The organism is Heyndrickxia vini, from assembly GCF_016772275.1.
Classification (GTDB): Bacteria; Bacillota; Bacilli; order Bacillales; family Bacillaceae_C; genus Heyndrickxia; species Heyndrickxia vini.
The window spans coordinates 3361183-3386222 of sequence record NZ_CP065425.1; the positions used below are offsets into that span (position 1 = coordinate 3361183).

Sequence of the window (25040 nt, forward strand, 5' to 3'; positions counted from 1 at the left end):
TCTATTTTGTCTGACTTATAATCAGTATTACTTAGTACTGAAATAAATTTTTACGTAATAGCTTTTTGGAACTTCAGCTATTACGTATTACTTATTACAGGTATATCGTAACACACAGTAGTATAGCAGTCAACTGGATTTTTAACTTTTTTTAAAACCAGCTATAGCACAGGAATCATGCTAAATTAACAGCTACACATTTGAAGTTGTAATTCTATCCCGACACAAAAATTGCTTGGGCATCTAAGCATCTTCACATCATATTATATTTGCATTGAAAATTGATAACAGCCCATTCACATGTAAATTATCCTAGCGATTTACCACAGGAATTACAATATAAAGCACCAGCCGTATTTTCTTCTTCGCAATGAGGGCAAATCTGCATTAACTTCCCTCCACAATGACTACAAAACTTTGCATGAATTGGATTTTCTTCGTTACATTTGTGACATCTCATTGAATAGGTTAAGTTTGCTCCATCTTGAATCGCTTTTGAGATTTCCTTTATTCCAGAAGTAGTTTCAGTTGCCAAATAATTGAAGGTATCCTTTACTACTGGAGCATATTCCCTACTTTCAAACCTTGCAATAGCTCCACCATACCCCACACCAGTTAGTAAGAATCCAATAAAAAGAAAAGGCATCACTACAAAAAATAACCAAAAGAATTTTGGTTCTTCAAATCCTTGAAGAGTGAAGATGTCTATAAGTGCAACAATTAAACATATAGCTCCTATAACTAAAAGTGCCGGTCCTAGGATACGAAAGAATAAACGTGTTTTTTTGTGCTGTTCTGTAATAAACTTTTCTTTTCTCATATTCTATCATCCCCTTTCGATAATTAGTCTTAAATACGATTCAATTAAACAATAGGTTCCTGAATTTTTTTCCTTTATAAATAGGAAAGAACCACCGTAAAGGTTATTGGTAATATTTAACTTTTGGTATACTTCAAATTATTAATTCCCATCCAAATGATAGATTAGTTGCACAACACCAGAGGAAAACGTTTTTGTATTAACCGTTTTTAAATTCAACCTTTGTTTTATATCACTAAACAACGGTTTTCCTTCTCCCAAAATAACAGGGTGAACAGATAATCTCAATTCATCAACAACCCCCAAATTGATAAAAGTTGTAATAAGACTTGATCCGCCATATAGCCAGATATCCTTACCAGACTTGTTCTTCAATTTATTTACTTCTTCTAGAATATTATCATTTATGAATATTGCTTTATTATTAGTCCCTTTTTGCATTCTAGAAAACACATACTTTTCTTTACTGTGAACTAATTCCCAAATTTCCTTTTCAGTATCAGTTTCTTCATTTTCAGGAGTAAATTGCCCCCATAAATCGTAGCTTTTTCTTCCATATAAAATTGTATCAATTTGATTTAAGAAATTAATAAATCCCATTTCGGAGTCCATGATGCACCAATCAACTTCCCCATTTTTCCCTTCAATAAATCCATCTAAAGTAACTGCTAAATCTAAAATGATTCTTCTTGGACTTACATTACTGGTCATGATTCCTTCTCCTCACAAATTAATCTTATATATTTCATCGTTACCATATACATAAAGAAACTATCCCCCGCATAAACACAGATCCAATGATAAGTTTATCTTTTTCATCAGTTAGTCGCCATTTTACCTTAGGAGATAACTTCGTTTTTTTTCGATTGCGTATCATTGTATGCATGATTTTCATTGTCCTACCTCTGTGTTTTGTCACGGTATACAAATAGAGTAATTGCATTTAATAGGATCGTAACGGTTACAAGAACTGCCGAAGCAAATGCCACAGCACCTATTGTGTCCATAAGAGCAGATATATCCTCAATTTTTACTAAATGATAACTGTAGAAAACCTGAAAACATATCGAGATAGCACAAGCACTGATACTTATAATGGAAAGAACAACCCATTTTTTGTACTCCTGCTTTTTTTCTCGTAGGAGATTGACAATAGGAAGTATCCAAGCAATTAGTCCAAGCACGAGGCTACCAACATTAAGTGAAGTGAAATCGAACATACATCATTCCCCCTTGTTTAAAACCTAAACGAAAACAAATTTAATTCCCTTTATCCATTTTCCGAATTGTACCATAAATCTCCAAGAATTTATGTATTTATCCAAAAAATGATTATAAACAAAAAACCTACAAACGAGATATTATGTAGGTTTTACTTGATTAATATTTGTTTAGTTCCTTAATAGGTGTTTGAATGATAACTGGTTTCTTTTTAGGATCCAACCATTTTAAGATCCTCACAACATTGGTTTGCGATGTATCAGTACAACCAAGAGTGTAACCACTTCCTACATGGAAGAAGATTGCACTTCCTTTATATGGAGTCCGTTTTGTATTGTAATTAATTACAAAACCGTAGTTATATGCTGAAATATTCATATTCTCAGCACTTTTCCACTGGCTTTTGGTTTTCTTGCGAGATTGCCAAGTGTTGTAAAGTTTAGATTTTGAATCATCCACCCAAACATCATCGGATGTAATTTTTCGGTAAGGTAATTTAGTGCCTGGATTACCGTATCGTCCAAAAGCTGTCCCGATTGTATACTTTCCAGTTGGAGACTTTTTACCGCCTTCACTCATCTTTGAGGCAGGAGTGAATCCATATTTACCAATATGACCTTTAGTTGTTAAAACAGGAATCCATTGTCCTTTAGAATTTTTCTCAAATGTCCTTATTACCGCGGTGGAAGTATTGTAACCGTTAGAAGTGACAAGAATTAATTGCTTATTACTTCCCACTGTTTTTAACCCTGCCGCCAAATTCTTAGGAGTTGCTGGTTTCTTCGTGGTTAGGTATTTATTTGATGCCCAACCGATTTTACTCCCAATGGTTACCTTGTCCCAAGAACCTTTGGTTTGGGTTACTTTCACCGATTGATTCTTCTTAATCGTTGTCACCACTTTGTACTTCGTACCTGCACCAGTTCGGACATTTAATGCACTAGCTGTAACATATTTTGTTTTGCTAGTTGCCGCATGAGCCGGTTTAGTCATATGAAATCCAGCAAATACTACGGAAAATATAACTAAGACTGCAACTATCTTTTTCATCTTTTCTTCCCTCCCTTAATAGTAGTGAAATTAACCTTTATTATTGTTTTAAAACCTGAAGTTTCCTGCAAGGGAAGTAAGTACAAGAGTAATTTTACCATTATCAATTTATAAAATCATTTCCTCACCTTTACAGTTTGAGGGTTTTTGATTAAATGATTATTACCTCCTAATGAATCGGATTACCAGACAAAGTTATTTGATTTTGGTTGTTATAATGAATGTTGATTTCCCTGTGTTTGAGAAATAAACGGATGAATTCCGTTTAACTCGGGAAATATCTATATTTCCCTAAAAATAAAGGAAGTTTTTCAGATTATATGATTCGAATCCTTGGATTCTGTCTTATTTAGCGAGGTTAATCGAAATACCTCCGCTTATTTCCGCTTTTTTAGCCTACCGTACATACATTAGCCGGAAATTATCCGCTTATGATTTCTCATACCTACTTCAGCTTTCCTTCAAATATCGTAAGTATATTCAAATTACGTTTATATCTTATTTCCTTTTAAAAATTAAACGCATAATATCAGCATTTTAGTGTTTGACTTTAGGGTTTTGCATTGGTTTTAAGAAATACAAAAAGCACGGCTAATTCTTTTGCAATGAATTACCATGCTTTTTCGTATGTTATTAAACTTGTTTTTTCATCAAAAGTGAACCCGCTATATTCGCCGGAGAGGTTCTAACAACAGAACCGTCCCTGCGCTATCTTCAATTCTTAATTTCCTTATATAATTAAAATATGAGACTGACAATTATTGAGGAGAGAACGCTTACAAGAGTAGCGCCATATAACAATTTTAACCCGAAACGGGCAACGACATTCCCTTGTTTTTCATTCAAGCCTTTCACCGCTCCAACGATTGTACCGATCGATCCAAAGTTTGCAAATGAGATTAGAAATACTGAAACAATGGCGGTTGTACGCTCACTCATACTGTTTTGTATTTTAACAAAATCAAGCATTGCAACAAATTCATTCGAAACAAGTTTGGTTGCCATGATGCCACCTGCTTTAACAGCTTCATGCCATGGAACACCCATTAGAAAAGCAATTGGCGCAAACACATAGCCTAAAACTCCTTGGAACGAGATGCCGAATATTCCATTGAAAATTCCGTTAATTAAAGCAATTAACCCAACAAAACCAACTAACATTACTCCAACTACTATGGCTACTTTAAAGCCGTCCATAATATATTCGCCAAGCATTTCAAAAAATGTTTGTTTTTCTTGTTCCTTCACTTCAACTATATCTTCTTCCGGTTTCACTTCATATGGATTAATGATAGATGCAATGATAAAACCGCCAAATAAGTTTAATACTAGCGCAGCTACTACATACCTAGGTTCCAACATGGTCATATAGGAGCCAACAATTGACATTGATACGGTCGACATCGCAGACGCACATAATGTGTATAAGCGATTTTTAGATAATAATCCAAGTTGGTTTTTAACAGAAATAAATACTTCATTTTGTCCGACAATTGCTGCTGCAACCGCGTTATAAGATTCTAATTTACCCATACCATTTACTTTACTTAGCACTAAACCAATATACTTAATTATAAACGGCAATATTTTGAAATGTTGTAAAATCCCTATAATTGCAGACATAAATACAATTGGCATCAATACATAAAGGAAAAATGTATGAGCACCTTTATTTGCCATTCCACCAAAAACAAAATCGGTACCCTCATTGGCATAGCCAAGTAATTTTGCAAAACTATCGGCAAAGCCTTTAACTAAAAATTCACCTACACCCGTTTTTAATAGAATTAACCCTAAAACAATTTGAATAACAATCATTACTATGATTGGACGATATTTAACCTTATTCTTATTATTACTTGCTAGCCACGCCAGTAAGAGAACAATAATTAGACCAATAACAGAAATTAAATAATGCATTTTTTTATTCCTCCAAATATCGGTTAAAAAGCTTGTTCCATTTTTCGATATCTTTCTATTAAAATCATAAATTAGTTATCAATGATTGTATTAAGAGCTATTTCTACCATTTCGTTAAAAGATTGTTCACTATCCTTATGAGATGAGCGTTCATTTGTTAATAATTGACTGCCCACTGTCAAAATAGATAGTGCTTTCACACCATATTTAGCAGCTAAAGTATAAAGTGCTGTGCTTTCCATTTCGACCGCTAATACACCGAAATCCATAAATTTGTGGAGTCGATCTAATGTTTCACGGTAGAATTCATCAGAATTATAAATGTTCCCAACAAAGACGTTCACGTTTTTATTTTGTGCTTGCTGATATGCTTTCATTAACAATGAATAATCCGAAGTCGGTGCATAATTACACCCGTGGAAAATTTTCTCCGTCATATTGCTATCTGAAGAAACTGCTTGGGCTAATACAATATCACGAATATTAAGTTCCTTTTGCATAGCACCACATGTACCAATTCGAATCAACTTTTTAACACCATAATCGTTTATCAATTCTGTTGCATATATACTCATCGAAGGATTTCCCATCCCTGTCCCTTGAACCGAAATCGGAACACCTCTGTATAATCCGGTGTAACCATACATCCCTCTTACTTCGTTATAACAATAGGCTTTATCTAAAAACTTTTCTGCTACAAATTTTGCGCGCATTGGATCTCCAGGGAGTAAAACGCGTTCAGCTATCTCTCCTTCTTTTGCTTCCAAATGTACACTCATGTTTTTTCCTCCTTTTAGCTTTATTTTAAAAGTGATACTCATAGGGAAATCGCTTACATTTCCGACTAATTTTCCTATAAGAAAATTGATGAGTTAAACTACATTTAAAATCTACTAAAAGCATAAGTTTTTTTACAATAACAAACTAGACCAAAAACTTACGGAAGGAACAGAAAATAATTGACCAAACTATAAAAGCAATTCTTTACGAATATTATCAAAATCTCTTTTAGTTGGTATTGTAGAAATAATCACAACGGGTACTGTTTTTAACGTTACGGGGATATTACTTATAACGAAATCAATATTATGTTGCTGTACAATTTCATCAGTGAGCCCTTTCATTATTGAAGTATTAATGGTCAATTCATCCCCAATTTCTTTTTTTATCAGTTTCGCTACGTAATGTTGAATTGAAAATTCCTCCCCGATAACAAGAAAAGCTTTTTTACTTTTATAATGTAAGCTTGAACTAACTAGCAGCGTTAATTTTGTTAAATGAAAGTCATTATACGTTACAACAGGGTATGCAGTATTCCACTCTTGCAAGCAAATTTGCACTTCTTGATAATTTTGCTGACATTCTTTTTGAACATACGTATTTAAATTATTATTTGAATTCAACATCAATTCAGGAATTGCATTATCAATTAAAAGCTTGTCAAAAAACTCATCTATTTCCCAAAGAAAACGTTCATTCATATTAAGATTGGGATACACCTTTAACAATAACGATAAAAACCGATCAACCATTTGATGTTCCAGTTTATTTTTGCTTCGCTCAGCTTCCTTCACTTTCACCATTATCGAATGATCGTAATAATTATATTGGCTAGTACTAAATAGTGATTGCATAAAGAATATTTCACTTTGCGACAATTCAATTGCAAACATTTGCTGAAGCATTTTTGCTAAATTTGTCATCGGAAAATAAAACATTCCTTGCTTCCAAGGATAATTTCTTTCAGAAATTGTTACAGATTCACCTTTATTTACTCTTTCTAAAACAATAGCAACTAAAAAAGACAATCTTCTCTTGGAGTTGATAAAATAAACAATATTTTTTTCTTCCTCAATATTTGATATTAATTGATTTATAACGTCAAAATTAACTTTAGTAAAAGGCCATCCTGCAAACTCATAGGCATCACCATACAATTTCCAATAAAAATATCGGATATTAATTTCATTTCCTTTCATTGAAGGTGAAGAATAAGTGATGCGCAGATTATAAGGTTTAAGTACATGATTATTTAATTGCACAATAAGCTTTTTTAAAGAGGAGGAACTCATGAACATTTCTTCAGCTAGTTCCTCAAGTGTGAATCGACCACCATCAGTAAATAACAAATCCATTAATCGAAAAAAAGTGGTTTGTTTAAACATAGTAGAAATCACTTCACTAACAGTTTTGTTTCTTCTATCACGTTGGAGAAAGACCCCCTTTCCCCTGGAAACTTCAATTTTTATACCAGATGGTAGTTGCTTGCTTATCCCTTCAGATATCTTGCTTATTGTTTTATCAGAAACACCTAATTTTTTCTCGATTTCGGCTAAAGTAAACCATCTTTGCTCAGTATCGAGCAATGTTAAAAATTCTCTCGCTATTAAAAAATCCTTATCCATTTTTTCACCTTTTTTCTAGCTAATTTATATCCGTAAAAAAACTCATTATATAAGTATAAATGATAATGAATACAGAATCATAATTTCCCATTAAAGAATTAATTATTGACCCTTTTGAAAAAGCTAGGTGTGATAATTAGTAAACTATATTATAATTATTAAGATAATTAAAACAATTCAAAGGGGAGGATGAGTTATCTATGACACAAGTGATAGGTCATAATTATTATAAAGAATTAATTGATTTACAAGATGTAGAAGGGGTGGAAGCTCAAATTCGAAATTTACTTGAGATTCCGATTGAATCCATTTCTGACCTGGAAAAGTGGTTAAAAAGTGAAAAGGATTTAATGAATAAAATCACGGAGGCGATGACAGGTCACCAAGTCGACTTCTACCGGAATACAGAGGATGCAGAAATCAAGTCGACTTATCTTCACGATCAACAAGTCATTCAACCACTTTTAATGAAATATGAAGCAAAACTGAATGAGAAATTTTGTGGGTCTCCTTATCTACAACAATTAGATGAAAAACGGTACGGCCTAATGCGACGTGTTCGCGAATCCAAAGTTAAACTATTCAGAGAAGAAAACATTCCATTAATGGTAAAAGAGCAAGAGCTCTGTACGAAATATAGTGAAATTATGGGTGGGTTAACAGTTGAATGGGACGGGGAGGAAAAGCCTTTTCCGTTTATCCAATCCCAACTTGATCATTTAGACAGAGCAGTTAGAGAAAAAGCTTATAACAAGATGGGTTCTGCCTTTCTTAAAATTAAACCCGATATGGACGCCATCATGGACGAACTCATTCAACTGCGCCATCAAATCGCTGTAAATGCAGGCTTTGAAAATTATCGCGATTATATGTTTGTGGTCAAAAATCGTGAGTATAGTGTTCAAGATTGCTATGACTTTCATGAAAATGTAGAGAAACATATTATTCCTGCTTGGAATCGACTCGCGGAAGTTTTTAAATCCAAGCTTGGTGTCGATACTTATCGCCCTTGGGATAACACCGCTAAATTGATGAAAAACCCACCATACGCAGAGGTGTCTACTCTTATGGATGGTGTTTCTGAGATGTTAGGGAATACTGACCCATATTTTGCAGAACGTTTCGACTACATGAGAGAACATGGGTTACTAGATCTTGGGGATCGGAAAGGAAAAAGCCCCGGTGGTTTTTGTACCCCATTACCTGTCTCGGGGGATACCTTTGTTTTTGCGAATTTTAGTCCCTCCTTTTTCTCTTTAATCGCATTAATTCATGAAATGGGCCATGCGGTAAATGGATACCTCGAGTATGCAGAACACGGTCCTATTGAGGACTATAAGCACAGAATGGAAATTGCTGAACTGTATTCTCATGGGATGGAATTGCTTTTATTAGATAAGCTGGATCAATTTTATCCTGAAGAAGAAGATTTTAAGAGCGCACAGCGTGAAGAGCTGAGACGGGCGTTTACCATGTTATTCGGTCCATTGTCAGGGGACCTTTTCCAGCATTGGATGTATACGAATCCTACACACACTGCCAAAGAGCGTGATGAAAAATTCTTTGAAATCTCAAAACGTTACGGATTAAACCCTATCGATACTTCTGGGCTTGAGGAGGGAATTGGGATGAGTTGGGTAGGCACCCTTCATTATTTCGAAGTTCCTTTCTATAATATTGAATACTCCATTTCGATGCTTGGTGCTCTACAATTACTTGAGAATTATCGAAATAACCCAGAGCAAGCTATCGAATCCTTTAAAAAAGGCGCAAGTGCGGACTACAATCAATCCATCGCAGCTATTTATAAAGAAACTGGGGTAAGTTTTGATTTTTCAGAGCCGGCTGTAAAGCGAATGGGTGAATTTCTGGAAAAAGTCATTCAAGAGATTCATTAATAAAGTGTGAGCACTGGAATGGTTCTTAGTAGAGGACAATCGGAAGTTGCGTGCAAAAAGGTACAGCTAGTGAGATTTTCTAGTTGTACCTTTTGCTTTACAGTCAAAAGATCTGTCCACAATATTTGGGATTGCTCGAGAAGTATGAAGCCGCGGTCCCAGCTAACTCTTTGTGTAAATTCTGCTAGTATTTTTTCTGTTCAGTAAAAATTTAGTCCACCCTTCTTTTTTATCCTTGTTTTTGAGCAATAATAATGTATATTGCTTCATTTGCAACTTTGTTAGAAGGAAGTATTTTTTCCTTGATATCGAATCCCGAATTTAGTAATTCTTGTTCCATTACAGATGAATGGACTCTTGGACTAACAGATGTCTCTTTTGGTTCAAATTCTACACATAAAAAGTATCCTTTCTCTATTAGTACTCTGTTTATTTGTTTCAAAGTATTGGATAAAGGATTAACCTCATGTAATGCTATGGACGCTAAGGCAATATCAATTGTGTTGTTTTCCAGTGGAATATTCTCAAAACTGCCCTCTATAGTTTTAATATTATCTAGTTTTTCTTTTTTGGCTTTCGATTCCAAATAGGTAAGTATATCTACATCTAAATCTAATGCATAAACAATACCGTCAATTTGTTTAGCTGCAGGAAGTGCCAAATAACCTGTTCCTGCACCTAAGTCCAAGATATTGTCAGATCTCTTTATCGGGAGCAAATTTAACAAGTCTTCTGCTGGAAAATTATTTTTTCTATCAGCATTTTCTAGCATATTGATCTTTCTTGTTAATTTTTCACTATTATTTTGTCTCATATCTTCCTATTCCCCTTTTAATTATTGTTTCTAAAGACTAACTTTAGAAAAACATAAATGTATTTGTATTTTATCGATCGACATAACAGACATTTTATATCCTTAATTATGGTATAGACAACACCATTTAATCATGTTGTTGTCTTTTTAACAATCAAATCTGCAATTGTTTGCTTTCTTAGTTCTTCCTCCATTTTTTCTTCTGATCTTAATATGACTTTTTGAATTGCACATTCAGTTCCATGATCAAAATCACATTCAAATAATGAAGACTTTCCTTCTATTGCATAGATAATATCGAGAAAAGAAATAGTTTCCCACCCTTGGGCTAACGAGTATCCACCATTAGCTCCTGAAGCGGAAGTAACCATGCCTTCTTTAACAAGCTTTGTTAGAATCTTTGATAAATAAGTAGGTGATACTTTTTGCTGTTCTGCTAGCATCTGCACACCAACGGGTTTGCTGGAATTTGAAAATGCTAAGTATGCCATAGTATGAAGAGCATAATTAGTGGCTTTTGAATACTTCAATGTTTTTCATCCTCTCCTAACAATAAAGGACTTTAAGAGTCTTTAATATCTATTATTGTTTTAGTTGTTTTGATTGTCAAGTTTAAGGTAATTCTATTTATTAAATTTACACAATCTTATATGTTACTTTTCCATTAGCTTTTATTGAAAAAAATGTGCCTAAACCCCAGTGCATTAATGCATTAACATACCGGGGGGCAGGCATCAAAGTACAGAAATACTTCAATTACTTAATTTGATACATTTAAAATGAGTTGCGATACACACTCCACATGGACGGAGTGTATGTGGCAACTCATGGAATGCCGTTGAAGTTTGCGGGCTTAATAATTTGCCCTTCTTGTCTTCGGTTGTTGTCTTTCTTTATTAAGGAAGCGTACGATTGCAAAATAAGCTTTTTATTTTAACCTTATCCTTACTTTCATTCGTTGGGATATAGAGTGAATTTTCTTATTCCACTTATGATTCGTAAAAGGTCACAATTACTCCATCAATATTGTTACCTGAAATCTCGTACTTGTGATTTTCCGGTATATTAATGGTCATGTTTTCGGAATAAGGGTAATACGAAACATTATATTTTTTACCATCAACTTTAACAGAAACCTTCTTCTCCTCCTTGAGGTAATCCAAATACTCTTCTAAAACAAAATTCTTCTCTTTCATAATCGCGCTATGCGGTAAACCAACATAGCGGATATGCCACGGTTCATTTTGAATTCCCGTTATGTCCGTTTTATCCCCTGGGTATCGTAAAATAAACCCGTATTTCCAAGCGTTATTTTCAATCCACTTTCCCTCAGGCGCTTTCTCCATCTTCATATGGGTAGTTCCAACATCTAGCGATAAGCCCAAATTGTGTTCGCTATAGCCGGCGGGCAAGGCACGGTTGGAACCCATTTCTTGATAAAGTTTATTTTGCTCATCAAAGTTACGAAAACCGCTTGTAATGAAAAAATTAAACTCTTTATTTTCTTCCGCATCAAGGACCATATCCGAAAATTTACGTGCTAAATCTTCAGATAAATATGTTTTGTTGTCAAATAAGCTGTATCCTTTTACCAATTTATTGTGAGTAGATAGATTAACGACATCTGATTTAATACTTTTCGGATGAACCGGGTACTTACTGTTGACTAATAGTAAATTTCCTTGATAGATTTGTTCTGCTGAAATTTCTACTGTTTGGATATTTTCAGAAGCCTTGTTATACTTTACTTTATCATTCTCATAATCAGTTATTAGAATATCCTCTTCATCTTGAAAGAACGGTACTATCTTAAATGCTGTCACACCTAAGAGTATTAAAAAAATTAATAAAAATCCCCACTTCTTCAATTTTTAGTCTCCTCCTTATTCTTCTTTGCTTAAAAGAATAGGTAAAACTATTTAAAAAAAAGGTAGGGTAAATCTTAAATCTTTCTTAAATCATGTACTTAAAGTGAGTCTATCCTAACTATTTTGTTCACTTTCCTTTGGTAATCGGACTTCAAAAATTGTCTGTAATATGCTGCTTTGGACAGTAATCGATCCATTATGCTGCTCCACAATATTCTTTGCAATGAACAAGCCGAGACCAGTGCTACCCTCTTGATGGGTTCGTGCTTTGTCACCAGTATAGAACATATCAAAGAGATGCGGGAGTTCTTCCGGTGGAATGCTATCTCCATAATTCACAACTTGAACTACTGCTTCATCTACATCAAGAAAACCGTTAATATCGATATACTGACCGTCATAACCGTAACGAATGGCATTACTTATAAGATTTTCAAACACTCGTGCTAACAAATCTCCATCACCACAAATGGGTAAGTGGGGTGTACTATTCATCCGGGCAATCAAATGGTTCTTTTCGAATACAGGATACAATTCTTCCTTTAATTGATTGAGTAGGTCAGTTAAATTTATACTCTTTTTTTCAACTCGCAGCATTCCATAGTTCATTTTAGTTATCTCGAATAATTCATCAATTAGTCTTTCTAAACGTTGAGATTTTGTAAAGGCAATCGATAAATAATGTCTGACCTGTTCTTTAGTCAAGTTCTCTTCCTTAATAAGCAAATCCAAATATCCTAAAACGGAGGTAAGTGGTGTCCTCAAATCATGGGCTAAATTTACGACCAATTGATTCTTACTGCTCTCCGAGAAATCACCTCTTTCCATGGCTTCTTTTAACTTTTTACTTGCGAGATTAATGTCTTTCGCAATATCGTTAAACTCATCGTTTGATTTGATTTCAACATGATGTTGAAAGTCGCCACGAGCAAGGTAGTGAATTCCTGTTGAAATCTCATTGAAATAAGTGGAATAGCGCTTCGAAAGGGTAAAGAAAAACAATATTGAAAGTGGAATAAATATAAGTAAAAAGAAATTAATGTCTCCAATTTTGTACATAAATGAACGAAAATGGGCCAATGGATCACCGTAATCAACCCGGGTATGATAATAATATTGAAGTACTTTAAAGATTATATAAGTTATAGAACCAGACAGAAACATACTTAATCCAAATAACACAATCATTTTTGAGCGAAAACTTTGTACGATTTTACCCATTAAATGTATACCCGATTCCCCACACAGTTTTAATGAAATTGTTTTTCCGGTTATCTTCTTTAAGTTTTTTTCGTAATGTACGAATATGAACCATAACTGTATTCCCACCTTCAAAATAGGCATCGCCCCACACCTGCTGAAAGATATTTTCCGCACTATAAACTTTCTTTGGATGACTGGCTAGTAAATACAAAATATCAAACTCTTTTCGTGTTAGCTCGATACTTTCCCCATATAGAGTAACTGTTCGTTGAGAAGGAGAAATAACTAATCCACCATATTCCACGCATACGTTATTTTTTGTATCTATTTTAGGTTGATTTAGCTTTATATAACGTCTAAGCTGAGCATTTACACGAGCAACCAATTCTATCGGGGTGAATGGTTTAGTCATATAATCGTCTGCTCCAATTACCAGTCCCTGTACTTTATCGAAATCAGATGTTTTAGCACTCAAAAATATGATAGGCATATTATGCTGTTCACGAATGCAGCGGGTCACCTCATATCCATCCAATTTCGGCATCATAATATCCAAAATCAGCAAATCAAATACCTGAGTCTCGACAACACGAACAGCCTCTTGTCCATCCGAGACTTTAAAACACTTGTACCCTTCTTTTTCTAAATGAATGGTAATCAGATCAGCAATTTCCTCCTCGTCATCGGCAATTAATATCGAAATATCTCTCATTTTATCACCCCCTAAATAAAGTTAACATACAGCTATATAACAAGTCCTATTCATTTTTTTATATTCGTGCCTGCCGCAACCCGAATTTTCTTGTTCACAGCTTTGTTGATCCGCTGCTAGAAACTTAAGAAGGCAACGCCCAAAGGGTTAGTTGCCTTTCTTTAAAATGAGTTGCGATACACACTCCACATGCGCAGTCTGCGGAAACATATCCACCGGCTGCAAATACTCTACCTGATATTTCTTACTTAATATCTGTAAATCCTTTGCCAAAGTAGACGGATTACAGGATACGTAAATAAACTTCTTCGGCTTTACCTTCAAAATGGTTTCAAGAAATTTCGGATCGCAGCCTGTTCTTGGAGGATCAACAACAACGACATCAGGACGCCAGCCTTCTTTCACCCATTTTGGCATAAGTTCTTCGGCTTTGCCGGTGAAATAGGTTGCATTTTCTAAGCCGTGCTTTTTGGCGTTTTTCTTTGCGTCTTCGATTCCTTCAGGGATGATGTCCATGCCGCGGATTTCCTCAGCTCCGTCAGCAAGCCATAGACCGATTGTTCCAACTCCGCAATAGGCGTCAACAATTTTTTCTTTTCCCGTTAACTCGGCTGCTTTTTTTACTTCGTTATATAATTTGACTGTCTGTTCGGGATTGAGCTGGAAGAATGCACGAGCAGATAGTTCATAGGTGAATTCTTCTAGTCGTTCCTCGACGATTTCTTTTCCTGATAGATGAATCGTTTCATCCCCTAAAACGATGGATGTCCGTTTTGGATTGATGTTTTGCATGACTGAAACGACTTCAGGAAGGCGATTTTTGATTTCTGAAATTATTGCTTCTTTTCGTGGCAGTTCTTTTTTTGCTGTAACAAGCATGACTTGGACTTGTCCCGTTTGAATCCCGACTCTAGTAACAATCGTACGCACGATGCCTTTTCTTGTTTTTTCATTATATATAGGGATTTTGAAGTCAGCGAGAATTTGTTTGACGACATTTGTTACTTTATTCGTTACTGGCTGTTGGACGATACATTCCGGAATGTTAATTAGACGATGGGAATCGATGCTATACATTCCTGCCATGACTTTTCCGTGATCGAAGCCAACTTGGAATTGGCTTTTGTTACGGTAATGCCATGGGTTGTCCATTCCGATTGTTGGGCGTATATCCAACTCTTCAATCGCAAAGAGTGTGTGTCGTTCGATTGCTTGGATAAGTATGTCGCGCTTTTCTTTCAATTGTTGACTGTATTCTAAATGCTGGAGCTGGCATCCACCGCATTGTTCATAGACAATGCACGGTGCTTTCACGCGATGTTCAGAGCGTTTGCGTACCTTTTTGACAATGGCTTCTGCATATTTTGGGTGGGCTTTTGTTACCTCAACAACAACCTCTTCACCAGGTAGTGCACCAGGTACGAAAACGACTTGTTTTTTAAAATAGCCGACACCTTCTCCGTTTATTCCTAAACGCTTAATTGTTAATGGGAATTGTTGTTTTTCTTTTATTAAAAGGGTTTTTTCGTTTTTCAATATTGATCACTCCGCTGTCTCGATGCTTCTCCATAAGTAAAGGGAGGCATAGCTTAAATATGGATGCCATTCCTGACTAAAATTTTCCATTTCTTCATAGGTTGGCTTTTTTTCCAGGTTAAATAATTTTTTTATCGCATTTTGAATACCAATATCTGCTAGCGGGAATAGGTTCGGTCTTCCTAAACCAAACATTAGAAAGTTTTGTGCAGTCCATGGGCCGATTCCGCGTATTTTCACTAATGTTTTCGTGACTTCCTCGTCGGATTTACTGGCAAGCTCTTGTAAATTAAGTTCGCCGCTTGCAATCAATTTGGATAAGCCAATCAAGTACTCCGCTTTTCGTTGACTGAATTTCATCGAACGTAATTCTTCGATTTCAATTTTAGCCACTCTTTCGGGTGACGGATAAAACCACACACCATCCTGCTCGAATCCATATGTATGAACGAAGTCTTCCGTCAATGCCATCGCAAATTTCATATTTAATTGCTGGTGAATAATGCATTTAACTAAACAATTATATGGTGAGAAATCTAATATAATCGGTGTTCCGCGATTAAGTGTAAAGATATCTTTTAAAGAAGTCTGCCTGAAATGATCATTGATTTGATGTAGGGTTACATTCCATTGAAAAATGACATATACTCGCTCAATCACTTGTACCTTCGTTTGATTGTTTTTTCCTTTTATTATAAAACAAGGATCATCTGTTGTTCCTATTGCTTGAACGCTGACTACTTCAGCTTCAGGCTCATATATAGGGATATTGATCAATCTTAATTCACTATGTACATCATTTAATGGGTCGATAGATTGTCTTTGTAGTGCTAAATCGAAATTATATGGCCCTTCTATTTTCACCGTTTCTTCCCACATATTCCCCACCCGTTCCGTGTTTAATGCTCTTTCTGAAAAGCTTTTCTGTATTATATCACAAAGCAATCGTCAATGCGGTTTAGATCAATATAGTGGAAAACACCATAAAATACCTGTTTACAAATTTCGACATTTTCTCTACATCCTCGATAAATATGTTATAATATATATAGATAAATAATATAGCATACATTCAAGGAGCGTTATGGATAAAAACTTCTTATCAAGTCAAATTGGACAACAATTGCGCTTTTATCGCCAACAGCGGCAATTGTCATTAGATGAGCTTTCAGAAATTACCGGAGTAAGTAAACCAATGCTAGGACAAATTGAACGAGGAGCATCGAATCCAACGGTAGCTGTCCTATGGAAAATTGCATCAGGGTTACAAGTTCCGCTTGCTTCTTTTCTCATGAAAAATCCTTCTATTAAGTTGATTCGAGAGGCTGAACAGCCCTTTTTTAAAGAAGATCATCATTTATTTGAGGCATTTACCAATTTTGCTTTGCCAGGTATTCCTTTAGAAAACTATCGCATTCGCATGCATCCGGGTTGTCTTCGTCAATCGGAAGCTACTGGTATCGGAGTTACAAAAATGATCACAGTTTATTCCGGCGTTCTTTCTATTGAAATAGGCGAAGAAAAACATACGTTGCGAAAAGGGGATGCAATCTCTTTTTCAACCGATGTGCAACAAACATATCAAAATTCACATGAGGATATTTGTGAATATCATATGACCATTCATTACTCCAGTCCATATATGAACGCACAAACGAGCTGCTAACTTTTATGAAAGAGGTGCTTTTTTTGGCAAAAGTAAAAGAAACGATGTATTATTTGAATAATCCTGAGCGACACATCATTATGTTGGCTTCAGAAACGCAATTGAAATATGAAGGCATTATTAAAGAAATATTTGGTGTGGCATGTGAAAGTGATTTGCAAATGATGATTAAATTTAATAAAGGATTTAAAGAAAGCATATGCCACGAGTTCGGAGTAGACGAGAACAAGATTACACTTAGCATGGTTTTCCGTCAAGCAACTAATGAGGATTTAGTTGAAAATATGCCGATGGGAAAAGAAGACCCGATCACAACATATTAGCCAGTCATAACCGACTGGCTTTTTATTTAGTCTTATGCATTAAATCCTTATTTCGTATCTTTTTTCTTTGCCAACTGGGTTTTATCTTTCGTTCCAGGTGGCTGCTCAAGCCATGCATGCTTAATCATAAGATCAGCCCCGTCTTTAGCATATTGGGCAATTTCAAATGATAATCTCTCATAATTGAGAATAAGATCACTTCTTTGACTTGCCGCTGCTGCAGTCGCATAGTTCCCCGTTCCGGCGGCACTTAGTAATCCCATATGAAAAAGTGTTAATTTATCCGAAAATGGTGGAGTGGTAGAATCGGTAATACTAATATCAGATGAAACAGGTGGCTGAATATCATTATTAAGAAGCGCCTTCGTAAATACTTGAATATGCTTTTCTGAAATATCTTTCCCTCTTAACATCCATTGCTGTATCTCTTTTCTCGGAGATATTTGAGCGAAACTAATCGCCAATTTTGCTCCCATAAGATTTGTTTGGATGTTCGTGTATAGATGGGAGATTTCAATGACATTAAGTGGTCGTTGTGAGCTAAAAAGAGAAAAACCACTTAAATATTTATGTGTATCAACAAAATCACTTGATGTTGGATAAGAAATATATGGTGCTCGTACAAATAATCCTTTTGAAAGGGAAACGTCCATACCTTTTTCATATAAATCAGATACTTCTTGGAGTCCTTCCCTGAAATAAGTACGGATGTCTTTACGAGCACTCATCGCAATAAATCCTCCATACCCGATTAATCCAAACTTCGCCATGTTTTCTATATAAGTAAGGATGAACATATCTGTATAAAGACGTGGTGCATTCAAATTTACATCGTTTTCGAAGGAAAATCCCGTAGGAATCGGAAGCTTTTCCTCTTTAAATAGTGCCGTTAGTTTTTCAATATGGGAGGCTGCTAAATCATAGGAATATTTAACAACCGAACGAATTTCTTCATCTTCCAAATGCTTTAAAAAATATCCTAAAATGCATTTGGACATACTGTCTTGCATATATGCAGTCCAAATGCAGGCGATTTCGGCTGATGTTAATAATGGGCATCGGTCACTCATTACAAATTCCTCCAAGTAGTATCATTTATTACAGCTAAGGGAGAATCATTTAAACTTGTCTATACGTTTAAATTTATATCCACGTGCTTTCAAGTCTTGGATTACTTTTTCGAGTGCATCCGCATTATCTTTGGAAACAGTATGGAGTAAAAGTACGGCACCTGGGTGAACTTGGGCCATGATATTATCATAAGAATATTTCCAGCCTTTTTGTTGATCCACCAACCAATCTTTAAAGGCGAGTGACCAAAGGACATGGGTATATCCTTCTTCATTGGCAAGCTGCATTGTTCTCTCACTTAAGATTCCTCTCGGTGGCCGTAAATAATGCATTTCTTTTTGCTTTGTTATTCTAGCTGTCTGATCCTTCACTTTTTTTAATTCTTCTTTTAATTTTTCATCCGATACTTGCGTTAAATCCGGATGGCTCCAGGAGTGATTCCCAATGAGATGACCTTCATTAACCATTCGTTGAACAAGCTCGGGTTTCGATGTTAAATAATGACCAGTTACGAAGAAAATAGCCGGTACTTTTTCTTTTTTTAGTACATCCAAAACTTTTGGGGTGTACCCGTTCTCATACCCGTTATCGAATGTTAAATATAAAACTTTTTTATTTGGATCTCCTTTATAAAAAGCATGGTGTCTACTCAGAAGATCATCATATGCCTTCCCTGCTTGAGCTTGCTGTTCATTCTTCCCTTTAGTAAATCCCCAATGAACTGGAGCATTTGAAATCGCTGAAGCATAGTTTGTATTGATCATCGTAAACAAAACAATTGCCGCGATAAGAAACCATTTTTTCATGAATTCACCTTCTTTTTTATTATGTATTTTTTTCGAAGGTGAAATAGATATGCTAATTAAAAATTACCAATTGCACTTATTGTGGATAAGCTCAGATTATTTTCAGAAGAATTAATTTTTGTTGTGGATATTGCGAATATTGTGGATGAATCTGTTGATGAGTGCTTAATTTTGTGGATAGTAATGTGAATTGATTGAATTTTATTATAATATGTGGATAAGTTTAAGGGCGGTTACTTATCGTAAACGCTCTTTCATCATAATTTCTTCGTCTCCAACTGACATATCTATAGAAATGAATCCTAGATGTTCATACAATTTTCGTGCAACCATATTATTTTTATGAACCGTCAAACGAATTTCCTGGCATTGGGGAAAGCGATTTTCAATCCAAGTCATCATTTCTATCATTGCTCGTTTGCCATAACCTTTTTGTTGAAAAGCTTGATCGATAAAAAATCCGTTTATCCAGTACATATCCGTTGTTGCTTCTTCGTAGGCATGCATAATAAAGCCTACTATTTGTTCTTTATCATAAATAGCAAATGGGAGATATTCAACATTTTCCCCATCCGGTTTAATAAAAACCTTAGCCAAGGAGACGGCGACTGATGGAACAAATTCATGTTGATGGTCTAAGATTTTTAAAGCTAGTGCCTCTTCCCAATTATCTCTTGTGACAGGTTTAAAATGGATGTCCAATTAATCCCTCTTCTCAACGAGTTTATGAAGCTGAGTATGAGTTTCTTTTTTCAATCAAACCTTTTTTCACTGTTTTCCATTCTTGATTGGTGATGGAATATACAACAGCATTTCTAATATAACCATCGGAAAGGATGCGTTCATTCCGTAAAATTCCTTCTTTCACAGCACCTAGACGTTCAATTGCCTTTTGTGAACGAAGATTGCGCTCATCTGTCTTCAGCTGAACACGAATCATTTTAAGTTCTTCAAAACAATAAGTTAGTAAAAGGAGTTTGGTATCGGTATTCACAAAAGTTCGTTGAAAATCGGTCCCATACCATGTTGAGCCAATTTCACATGATTTTTGTTTAAAGTCGATATAGCTCATTTTTGTCGTTCCAACCACTTGATTGGTTTCTTTCAATAAGACGACAAATGGCAATGCTGATTGCTGCTCACGAAGCTTGATGGCAGCGGATACCCACTCCTGCATCTCTTGTTCCGATTTCACAATGGTCAACATATAGTTCCAATGACTCGGATCGTTAATTACATAAAGAGATTGGACATGCCCCTTTTGCATAGGGATTAATTTGATTCTTTCATTTTCTAATGTTGGTGGGTTGTTGAAAAGTTCGAACAAGGAATTTCTCTCCTTATTATAAAGTTTGAAATGCATCGGCCTCAATATACCGTTCTTTTAAAATCCGGCGATGATGTATTTCATGTCCTGCAATAATGTAGGCCAATGCACGCACAGATACTACAGAGTGATTAGCATCTCCTTTTCGCAACCATGTTTCTTCTTCTAGACTTTTTAGCAAGTGAATCGTTGATTGACGAACACTATGTAAATTTTCGCGTAGATCTTTGATCGATTGGCGGTTGAAATGTGCATTTTGTACATATTCGTTTTCTTCAAATCCCGGCAATGAGACGGAATCACCACGTGCAATTGTGAGAAGCCGGTAGGCCATAATCCGTTCGGCATCAGCCAAATGACCAAGCACTTCCTTGATACTCCATTTTTCAGGGGCATATTTGAAGTGTGCTTGTTCATCTGCAACGCCATTTAACAACTGAAGCGTTTCTTCTATTTGTTCTTGTAAAATCGTTTCGATGTCTCCTTCTGGAACCAAACTGATATACGTTGAAAAAGAAGGATTGTATTCATCTGAATTTGGGCGATTTTTCACGTTCATCACACCTTTATTTGAATTTTTTCCACTTTATTTTAACATAAAATTCTGATTTGTTTGGATAATAATTTAATTATTCGCCATAGATTGTTCATGATTCAGCAGCCATTCTTTTCTCCATAATCCGCCCGCGTAACCAGTTAATGTCCCATTTGCTCCAATAATTCGATGACAGGGGATTATGATACTTAATTTGTTTCTTCCATTGGCCGTGCCAACTGCTCGTACAGCTTTTTCATTCCCAATGGACAACGCAATGTCCTTATATGAGCACGTATTTCCGTAGGCTATTTTCGTTAATGCATTCCACACCGATTTTTGAAAATCCGTGCCATCATATTCAAATGGAATGGTAAAGTCTTGGCGCTTCCCTTTAAAATATTCATCCAGCTGTTGATAGCAGTCCTTTAAAACAGTTGGCGTGTCGTCCTGTAGGGAGTTTATTTTTGTTTCCTCCTCACAAAACAAAATTGATCGAATTGCTTTGTCCGTTCCAGTGATTTCTACTAGCCCGATAGGTGATTGATAATAAATTTTATACATATAATGACCTCCATAAATAGAAAGTGGCATAGGCTTGCCAACCTTCCCAATTTGTCGCATATTGTTTAATTTCTTCGATTGTTGGTTTACGCTCAAGCTGTAGCTGCACTTTTAATGCATTATGAATTCCAACATCAGCAATAGGAAACGCAGATGGGTGATTTAGGCATTTCATCATGACATAGTCAGCTGTCCATGCACCTACCCCTCTAATGGACATTAGCGTTTTATGTATTTGTTCAAAATCTTTTAATTGCAGCAAGCCTTCCTTCGTTATCTCTCCATTTGTCATTGCTTTTGCGATGTCGATAATATATTCCGCTTTTCGTGTTGTGAATTGAAGCTGTTTTAAGTCATTTACATGTAGTTTTGAAATTGCTTTCTCGGTAGGATGTAGCCAGTACGTCTCTTTGTTCCACTCTAGATTTTCACCAAAATGCTTTACTAACCTACTTTTTAACGTATAAGCAAATGTCAGATTGATTTGTTGGCCGATAATTGCCCAGGTTAGTGCTTCAAATAAGTCGGGAATTCCGATAATTCGTAGGCCTGCGTATTTTTCCACTAGAGGGGATAAAATTTTATCTTTTTTTGCGATTGTGTAAAAGCTTTTTAGATCCTTATTTAAATCGAACCAATTCCAAATATAATTCGCAATTTCTTCACGATTTGATGGAGTTCCTAAAGGAAAATCAACATGTACAGTTGTTGGAGCCGTGCTTGTTATTTTCAGTAAAATGAATTTTTCATTTACTTTTATTAATTTATATAGTTCTTTATTTTTTATTTGATGTAGTATTTCTCGGTCTGATCGGCCTAAGAAAACGAGCAACTCGTCAAAATTGAATTCGGGTGGCGTACAAATATCAATAGACGTTTCCAGATCAATCCACTTTACCATTTTCGGTCCTCTCCCTTTCCCGTCGATATTCACTAGGTGAACACTGCTTTAGACGGCGAAATGTTTTATAAAAATTAGAAGGAGTTCGAAATCCTACTTCATAGCAAATATCTAGATTTGTGAGATCCGTGTGTTTGAGGAGATATTCTGCTTTATCAATCCGAATTTTCTCCAAATATGCTCTTGGTGTTTCTGCGGTTTCTTGCTTAAACACTCGTTCCAAATAAAATGGGCTGACCCCAACATGATCTGCAATTGTTTGTAATATGAGTTTCTGTTTGTAGTTATTCACTAAAAAGGCCATCACGCTTTTTACTAATGCTGTATTCGGTGAATGCTCGACCTCCGGCTGACATCTTTTGCATGCACGGAAACCGTCCGTTTCAACCATTTGGATATCGTGGTAAAATTCTACGTTCATTTTTTTAGGCTTTCGTGATCGGCAAGATGGACGACAGTAGATTTTCGTCGTTTTTACTGCCGTATAAAATAACCCATCATATGTACAATCGCAGGCGAGAATAATTTCCCACATTTCATCAAAAGTTAAGTTTAAGCCAGCCATTGTTCGAGATTCCTCCTTTATCCTTATTATAAAAGAATGTTCTATCATTTTAACAATTCAGCAGTATTATTTCGTCCTTTTTCTTGCTTTTATGGTCGAATTTATTTGTGGTTCATGGAATCTGGTTTGTAACTCATGAATCTTCGTTTGTGCATCATAGTTTAGATTTTGTGGATCATTGTTCCCTCTTCGCTAGGAGGATTTTGGATTTGTGGTTCATGAAATCTAGTTTGTGAATCATAGATCTTCGTTTGTGCACCATACGCAATCATTTGTGGATCATCCACACTCTTTTAACTGCTATTTTCGGTGTATCTCCAATCTGTTATCAATTTCTTTCTTCCATGAAACAAAAAAGTTTGTAAAATTAAAAGGGTTTTTCACAAGTATTGTTGAAAATTTTACTATTCAAGAAAGGAGGAAATCGATTGATTGATAAAGATTTAACTGTACCATTAAAATTGCAGGCGGATTATGCACTTGATGAGCGCTTGGAAGAGGTTTATCCTAAGAAAGGAGCGATTTTGGAGGATATCGCAAAAAGAGTGACCGGCTATAACGGTGAGAAAAATCTACGTTATCACTTGAGTTTTCTACCGAAAGAGGATTTCAGAATCCTTTTTGATCTTCAATTAAAAATTAATGATAAGGAATTCCAAATTGATGTTTTGTTAATTTCACTTTACTTTGCATTAATTATCGAAGCGAAAAACTTTGCCGGAACGTTAGTATTTGATTCGAAATTTAATCAATTTATTCGTACCTTCAATAATAAGGAAGAGGGTTACCCCAATCCGTTAACCCAAGCGAAGAAACATCAGCTTCTTCTTGACTCCTGGTTGAAAAAGAACAAGTTCCCACTCCCTGTTGATTATTTAGTTGCGATTAGTTACCCTTCCACGATTTTACGTTCAACTGAAGCAAAAAAAATACCAATACATGATAAAGTTCTCCATGCTGAAAATATTCCTTTAAAAATTCATGAACTTCAAAAACGATATAAAGAGCCAATTTTAACACCTAGGTCGTTAAAAAAACTATCCGAAACAATCATCCGATCACATACTCCATTAAGACCAGAAATTCTTCAAACATTTTCAATTCCTCCAAAAGATATTCAAACAGGTGTTTGCTGCCCTCAATGTAAAGGGTTCGCCATGTTGCGAAAATATAGAAGATGGCATTGTCCGCATTGCACATACATTTCGAAAGATGCACATCTGCAAACATTAAAAGACTACTATCTATTGATTTCCCCTACTATTACCAACATGCAATGCCGGGAGTTCCTTCATTTATCCGACAGAAAAACAGCACAATTTTTATTAACATCCCTTAACCTGCCTTTTTCTTATGTAGGAAGAAAAAGGGTATATCATTTCCCAGATTCATTCCTCTGTTGAAACAGGATAGCTTTGTAAAAACCTGAAAGAATAGGCTACTTTTTTTGCGAAGTTTAGTGGAGGCTCAACGGATTGAATGTGAAGGTATAAAATAGTGGGCTCCATGAATATCCAATGGTTGTGAAGTGCACTGATGATGATTCCTTGTTGGACGATGGCGTGGATAAAAGCAGGTATTTCTTCCTGAAGGACAGCGATTTCTCCAAAATTCAAAGCATTTCCATGCTGGTCTAACGATTCAAATGCGAATCCAGCAGGTACAACCGATTTACTTTGTTTCCCTTGTACGGTTACATGGAATTGACGATGCAAATCAACAGAGCAAACACCATGACTGACTTTGCTTTTTCCATGAAGTGTCTTTGCAAATTCCTGGCAAAGAGAATCAAATTGACTCATCATTTTTCCTCCTTAATTACACACAATGTTATA

The 25040-nt window shown here is 35.5% G+C and carries 27 protein-coding genes; 4 read left to right on the forward strand and 23 right to left on the reverse strand.

Features of this window, described 5'->3' with window-relative positions:
* Positions 1-307: 307 nt before the first annotated feature.
* The 7 genes from I5776_RS16815 to I5776_RS16845 all read right to left on the reverse strand — a co-directional run bounded on the left by I5776_RS16815 (position 308) and on the right by I5776_RS16845 (position 7416).
* Complete coding sequence (locus tag I5776_RS16815) at positions 308-820, reverse strand: zinc ribbon domain-containing protein (protein ID WP_202777487.1); 513 nt, start codon at positions 818-820, stop codon at positions 308-310.
* Positions 821-961: 141 nt separating this feature from the next.
* Positions 962-1531 carry a dihydrofolate reductase family protein gene (locus I5776_RS16820; RefSeq protein WP_202777488.1) on the reverse strand — a complete coding sequence of 190 codons (570 nt, stop codon included), beginning with the start codon at positions 1529-1531 and terminating at the stop codon, positions 962-964.
* A 188-nt stretch (positions 1532-1719) separates the two neighbouring features.
* On the reverse strand, positions 1720-2040 hold the full coding sequence (locus tag I5776_RS16825) for a hypothetical protein (RefSeq protein WP_202777489.1): 321 nt from the start codon (positions 2038-2040) through the stop codon (positions 1720-1722).
* Between the two features lie 160 nt (positions 2041-2200).
* Complete coding sequence (locus I5776_RS16830; RefSeq protein WP_202777490.1) at positions 2201-3091, reverse strand: SH3 domain-containing protein; 891 nt, start codon at positions 3089-3091, stop codon at positions 2201-2203.
* Between the two features lie 738 nt (positions 3092-3829).
* The gene (locus I5776_RS16835) at positions 3830-5011 is read right to left on the reverse strand and encodes a NupC/NupG family nucleoside CNT transporter (RefSeq protein ID WP_202777491.1); all 1182 of its coding nucleotides are present in this window, start codon (positions 5009-5011) and stop codon (positions 3830-3832) included.
* Positions 5012-5082: 71 nt separating this feature from the next.
* Positions 5083-5790, reverse strand: coding sequence for a purine-nucleoside phosphorylase (gene deoD / locus I5776_RS16840; protein ID WP_202777492.1), 708 nt, complete (start codon positions 5788-5790; stop codon positions 5083-5085).
* Between the two features lie 189 nt (positions 5791-5979).
* A complete protein-coding gene (locus tag I5776_RS16845; protein ID WP_202777493.1) occupies positions 5980-7416 on the reverse strand; it encodes an AcpB/EbpR/MafR family transcriptional regulator in 1437 nt (478 codons plus the stop codon).
* A gap of 200 nt (positions 7417-7616) precedes the next feature.
* Between I5776_RS16845 and I5776_RS16850 the strand changes: the two genes are divergently transcribed.
* Positions 7617-9314 (forward strand): M3 family oligoendopeptidase, encoded by a 1698-nt coding sequence (locus tag I5776_RS16850; protein ID WP_202777494.1) that lies wholly within the window; start codon positions 7617-7619, stop codon positions 9312-9314.
* 229 nt (positions 9315-9543) lie between these two features.
* On the opposite strand, the gene I5776_RS16855 is transcribed toward I5776_RS16850, so the two are convergent.
* The 7 genes from I5776_RS16855 to I5776_RS16885 form a co-directional block, all read right to left on the reverse strand.
* Positions 9544-10128 carry a class I SAM-dependent methyltransferase gene (locus tag I5776_RS16855; RefSeq protein ID WP_202777495.1) on the reverse strand — a complete coding sequence of 195 codons (585 nt, stop codon included), beginning with the start codon at positions 10126-10128 and terminating at the stop codon, positions 9544-9546.
* A 131-nt stretch (positions 10129-10259) separates the two neighbouring features.
* Entirely contained in the window at positions 10260-10658 is a 399-nt protein-coding gene (locus I5776_RS16860; RefSeq protein WP_202777496.1) for an Rrf2 family transcriptional regulator, read from the reverse strand.
* A 459-nt stretch (positions 10659-11117) separates the two neighbouring features.
* Positions 11118-11996, reverse strand: a complete 879-nt coding sequence (vanY, locus tag I5776_RS16865; protein WP_202777497.1) for a VanY-A/VanY-F/VanY-M family D-Ala-D-Ala carboxypeptidase — start codon at positions 11994-11996, stop codon at positions 11118-11120.
* A 114-nt stretch (positions 11997-12110) separates the two neighbouring features.
* The gene (locus tag I5776_RS16870; protein WP_202777498.1) at positions 12111-13217 is read right to left on the reverse strand and encodes a sensor histidine kinase; all 1107 of its coding nucleotides are present in this window, start codon (positions 13215-13217) and stop codon (positions 12111-12113) included.
* Positions 13210-13911: a vancomycin resistance response regulator transcription factor, VanR-F/VanR-M family gene (vanR, locus tag I5776_RS16875; RefSeq protein WP_202777499.1), complete on the reverse strand. Its 702-nt coding sequence runs from the start codon at positions 13909-13911 to the stop codon at positions 13210-13212. The genes I5776_RS16870 and vanR overlap by 8 nt, the downstream gene beginning before the upstream one ends.
* Before the next feature lie 147 nt (positions 13912-14058).
* A complete protein-coding gene (gene rlmD, locus I5776_RS16880) occupies positions 14059-15447 on the reverse strand; it encodes a 23S rRNA (uracil(1939)-C(5))-methyltransferase RlmD (RefSeq protein WP_202777500.1) in 1389 nt (462 codons plus the stop codon).
* Positions 15448-15453: 6 nt separating this feature from the next.
* On the reverse strand, positions 15454-16326 hold the full coding sequence (locus I5776_RS16885) for a DNA-3-methyladenine glycosylase family protein (RefSeq protein WP_202777501.1): 873 nt from the start codon (positions 16324-16326) through the stop codon (positions 15454-15456).
* 205 nt (positions 16327-16531) lie between these two features.
* On the opposite strand from I5776_RS16885, the gene I5776_RS16890 reads away from it, so the two are divergent.
* Positions 16532-17113: a helix-turn-helix domain-containing protein gene (locus tag I5776_RS16890; protein ID WP_202777502.1), complete on the forward strand. Its 582-nt coding sequence runs from the start codon at positions 16532-16534 to the stop codon at positions 17111-17113.
* Positions 17114-17136: 23 nt separating this feature from the next.
* On the forward strand, positions 17137-17436 hold the full coding sequence (locus I5776_RS16895; protein WP_202777503.1) for a hypothetical protein: 300 nt from the start codon (positions 17137-17139) through the stop codon (positions 17434-17436).
* 47 nt (positions 17437-17483) lie between these two features.
* Here I5776_RS16895 and I5776_RS16900 read toward each other — a convergent pair whose 3' ends face one another.
* The 8 genes from I5776_RS16900 to I5776_RS16935 all read right to left on the reverse strand — a co-directional run bounded on the left by I5776_RS16900 (position 17484) and on the right by I5776_RS16935 (position 23205).
* Complete coding sequence (locus I5776_RS16900; RefSeq protein WP_202777504.1) at positions 17484-18506, reverse strand: DUF3231 family protein; 1023 nt, start codon at positions 18504-18506, stop codon at positions 17484-17486.
* A 45-nt stretch (positions 18507-18551) separates the two neighbouring features.
* The gene (pdaA, locus tag I5776_RS16905) at positions 18552-19313 is read right to left on the reverse strand and encodes a delta-lactam-biosynthetic de-N-acetylase (RefSeq protein WP_202777505.1); all 762 of its coding nucleotides are present in this window, start codon (positions 19311-19313) and stop codon (positions 18552-18554) included.
* A 237-nt stretch (positions 19314-19550) separates the two neighbouring features.
* A complete protein-coding gene (locus I5776_RS16910; protein WP_202777506.1) occupies positions 19551-20015 on the reverse strand; it encodes a GNAT family N-acetyltransferase in 465 nt (154 codons plus the stop codon).
* Between the two features lie 22 nt (positions 20016-20037).
* On the reverse strand, positions 20038-20640 hold the full coding sequence (locus tag I5776_RS16915) for a GNAT family N-acetyltransferase (RefSeq protein ID WP_202777507.1): 603 nt from the start codon (positions 20638-20640) through the stop codon (positions 20038-20040).
* Between the two features lie 16 nt (positions 20641-20656).
* Complete coding sequence (locus I5776_RS16920) at positions 20657-21193, reverse strand: DinB family protein (RefSeq protein ID WP_202777508.1); 537 nt, start codon at positions 21191-21193, stop codon at positions 20657-20659.
* Positions 21194-21265: 72 nt separating this feature from the next.
* Positions 21266-21739, reverse strand: a complete 474-nt coding sequence (locus I5776_RS16925; RefSeq protein ID WP_202777509.1) for a methylated-DNA--[protein]-cysteine S-methyltransferase — start codon at positions 21737-21739, stop codon at positions 21266-21268.
* The gene (locus I5776_RS16930; protein ID WP_202777510.1) at positions 21732-22640 is read right to left on the reverse strand and encodes a DNA-3-methyladenine glycosylase family protein; all 909 of its coding nucleotides are present in this window, start codon (positions 22638-22640) and stop codon (positions 21732-21734) included. The genes I5776_RS16925 and I5776_RS16930 overlap by 8 nt, the downstream gene beginning before the upstream one ends.
* Complete coding sequence (locus I5776_RS16935) at positions 22624-23205, reverse strand: bifunctional transcriptional activator/DNA repair enzyme AdaA (protein WP_202777511.1); 582 nt, start codon at positions 23203-23205, stop codon at positions 22624-22626. The genes I5776_RS16930 and I5776_RS16935 overlap by 17 nt, the downstream gene beginning before the upstream one ends.
* A 428-nt stretch (positions 23206-23633) precedes the next feature.
* Here I5776_RS16935 and I5776_RS16940 point away from each other — a divergent pair, with 428 nt between their 5' ends.
* Positions 23634-24608, forward strand: coding sequence for a nuclease-related domain-containing protein (locus tag I5776_RS16940; protein ID WP_202777512.1), 975 nt, complete (start codon positions 23634-23636; stop codon positions 24606-24608).
* Here the strand turns inward: I5776_RS16940 and I5776_RS16945 are convergent.
* Positions 24594-25007: a DUF1259 domain-containing protein gene (locus tag I5776_RS16945; RefSeq protein WP_202777513.1), complete on the reverse strand. Its 414-nt coding sequence runs from the start codon at positions 25005-25007 to the stop codon at positions 24594-24596. The genes I5776_RS16940 and I5776_RS16945 overlap by 15 nt on opposite strands.
* Positions 25008-25040 lie beyond the last annotated feature (33 nt).

Excerpts from the sequence above, each read along its gene's own strand:
- vanR (WP_202777499.1), bottom strand. The coding sequence starts at position 13,911 with ATGAGAGATATTTCGATATTAATTGCCGATGACGAGGAGGAAATTGCT.
- I5776_RS16825 (WP_202777489.1), bottom strand. The coding sequence starts at position 2,040 with ATGTTCGATTTCACTTCACTTAATGTTGGTAGCCTCGTGCTTGGACTA.
- I5776_RS16890 (WP_202777502.1), top strand. The coding sequence starts at position 16,532 with ATGGATAAAAACTTCTTATCAAGTCAAATTGGACAACAATTGCGCTTT.
- I5776_RS16830 (WP_202777490.1), bottom strand. The coding sequence starts at position 3,091 with ATGAAAAAGATAGTTGCAGTCTTAGTTATATTTTCCGTAGTATTTGCT.
- I5776_RS16900 (WP_202777504.1), bottom strand. The coding sequence starts at position 18,506 with ATGAGTGACCGATGCCCATTATTAACATCAGCCGAAATCGCCTGCATT.
- I5776_RS16870 (WP_202777498.1), bottom strand. The coding sequence starts at position 13,217 with ATGGGTAAAATCGTACAAAGTTTTCGCTCAAAAATGATTGTGTTATTT.
- I5776_RS16835 (WP_202777491.1), bottom strand. The coding sequence starts at position 5,011 with ATGCATTATTTAATTTCTGTTATTGGTCTAATTATTGTTCTCTTACTG.
- I5776_RS16930 (WP_202777510.1), bottom strand. The coding sequence starts at position 22,640 with ATGGTAAAGTGGATTGATCTGGAAACGTCTATTGATATTTGTACGCCA.
- I5776_RS16855 (WP_202777495.1), bottom strand. The coding sequence starts at position 10,128 with ATGAGACAAAATAATAGTGAAAAATTAACAAGAAAGATCAATATGCTA.
- I5776_RS16845 (WP_202777493.1), bottom strand. The coding sequence starts at position 7,416 with ATGGATAAGGATTTTTTAATAGCGAGAGAATTTTTAACATTGCTCGAT.
- I5776_RS16925 (WP_202777509.1), bottom strand. The coding sequence starts at position 21,739 with ATGTATAAAATTTATTATCAATCACCTATCGGGCTAGTAGAAATCACT.
- I5776_RS16850 (WP_202777494.1), top strand. The coding sequence starts at position 7,617 with ATGACACAAGTGATAGGTCATAATTATTATAAAGAATTAATTGATTTA.
- I5776_RS16885 (WP_202777501.1), bottom strand. The coding sequence starts at position 16,326 with ATGTGGGAAGAAACGGTGAAAATAGAAGGGCCATATAATTTCGATTTA.
- I5776_RS16815 (WP_202777487.1), bottom strand. The coding sequence starts at position 820 with ATGAGAAAAGAAAAGTTTATTACAGAACAGCACAAAAAAACACGTTTA.
- I5776_RS16820 (WP_202777488.1), bottom strand. The coding sequence starts at position 1,531 with ATGACCAGTAATGTAAGTCCAAGAAGAATCATTTTAGATTTAGCAGTT.
- I5776_RS16935 (WP_202777511.1), bottom strand. The coding sequence starts at position 23,205 with ATGGCTGGCTTAAACTTAACTTTTGATGAAATGTGGGAAATTATTCTC.
- deoD (WP_202777492.1), bottom strand. The coding sequence starts at position 5,790 with ATGAGTGTACATTTGGAAGCAAAAGAAGGAGAGATAGCTGAACGCGTT.
- I5776_RS16945 (WP_202777513.1), bottom strand. The coding sequence starts at position 25,007 with ATGAGTCAATTTGATTCTCTTTGCCAGGAATTTGCAAAGACACTTCAT.
- pdaA (WP_202777505.1), bottom strand. The coding sequence starts at position 19,313 with ATGAAAAAATGGTTTCTTATCGCGGCAATTGTTTTGTTTACGATGATC.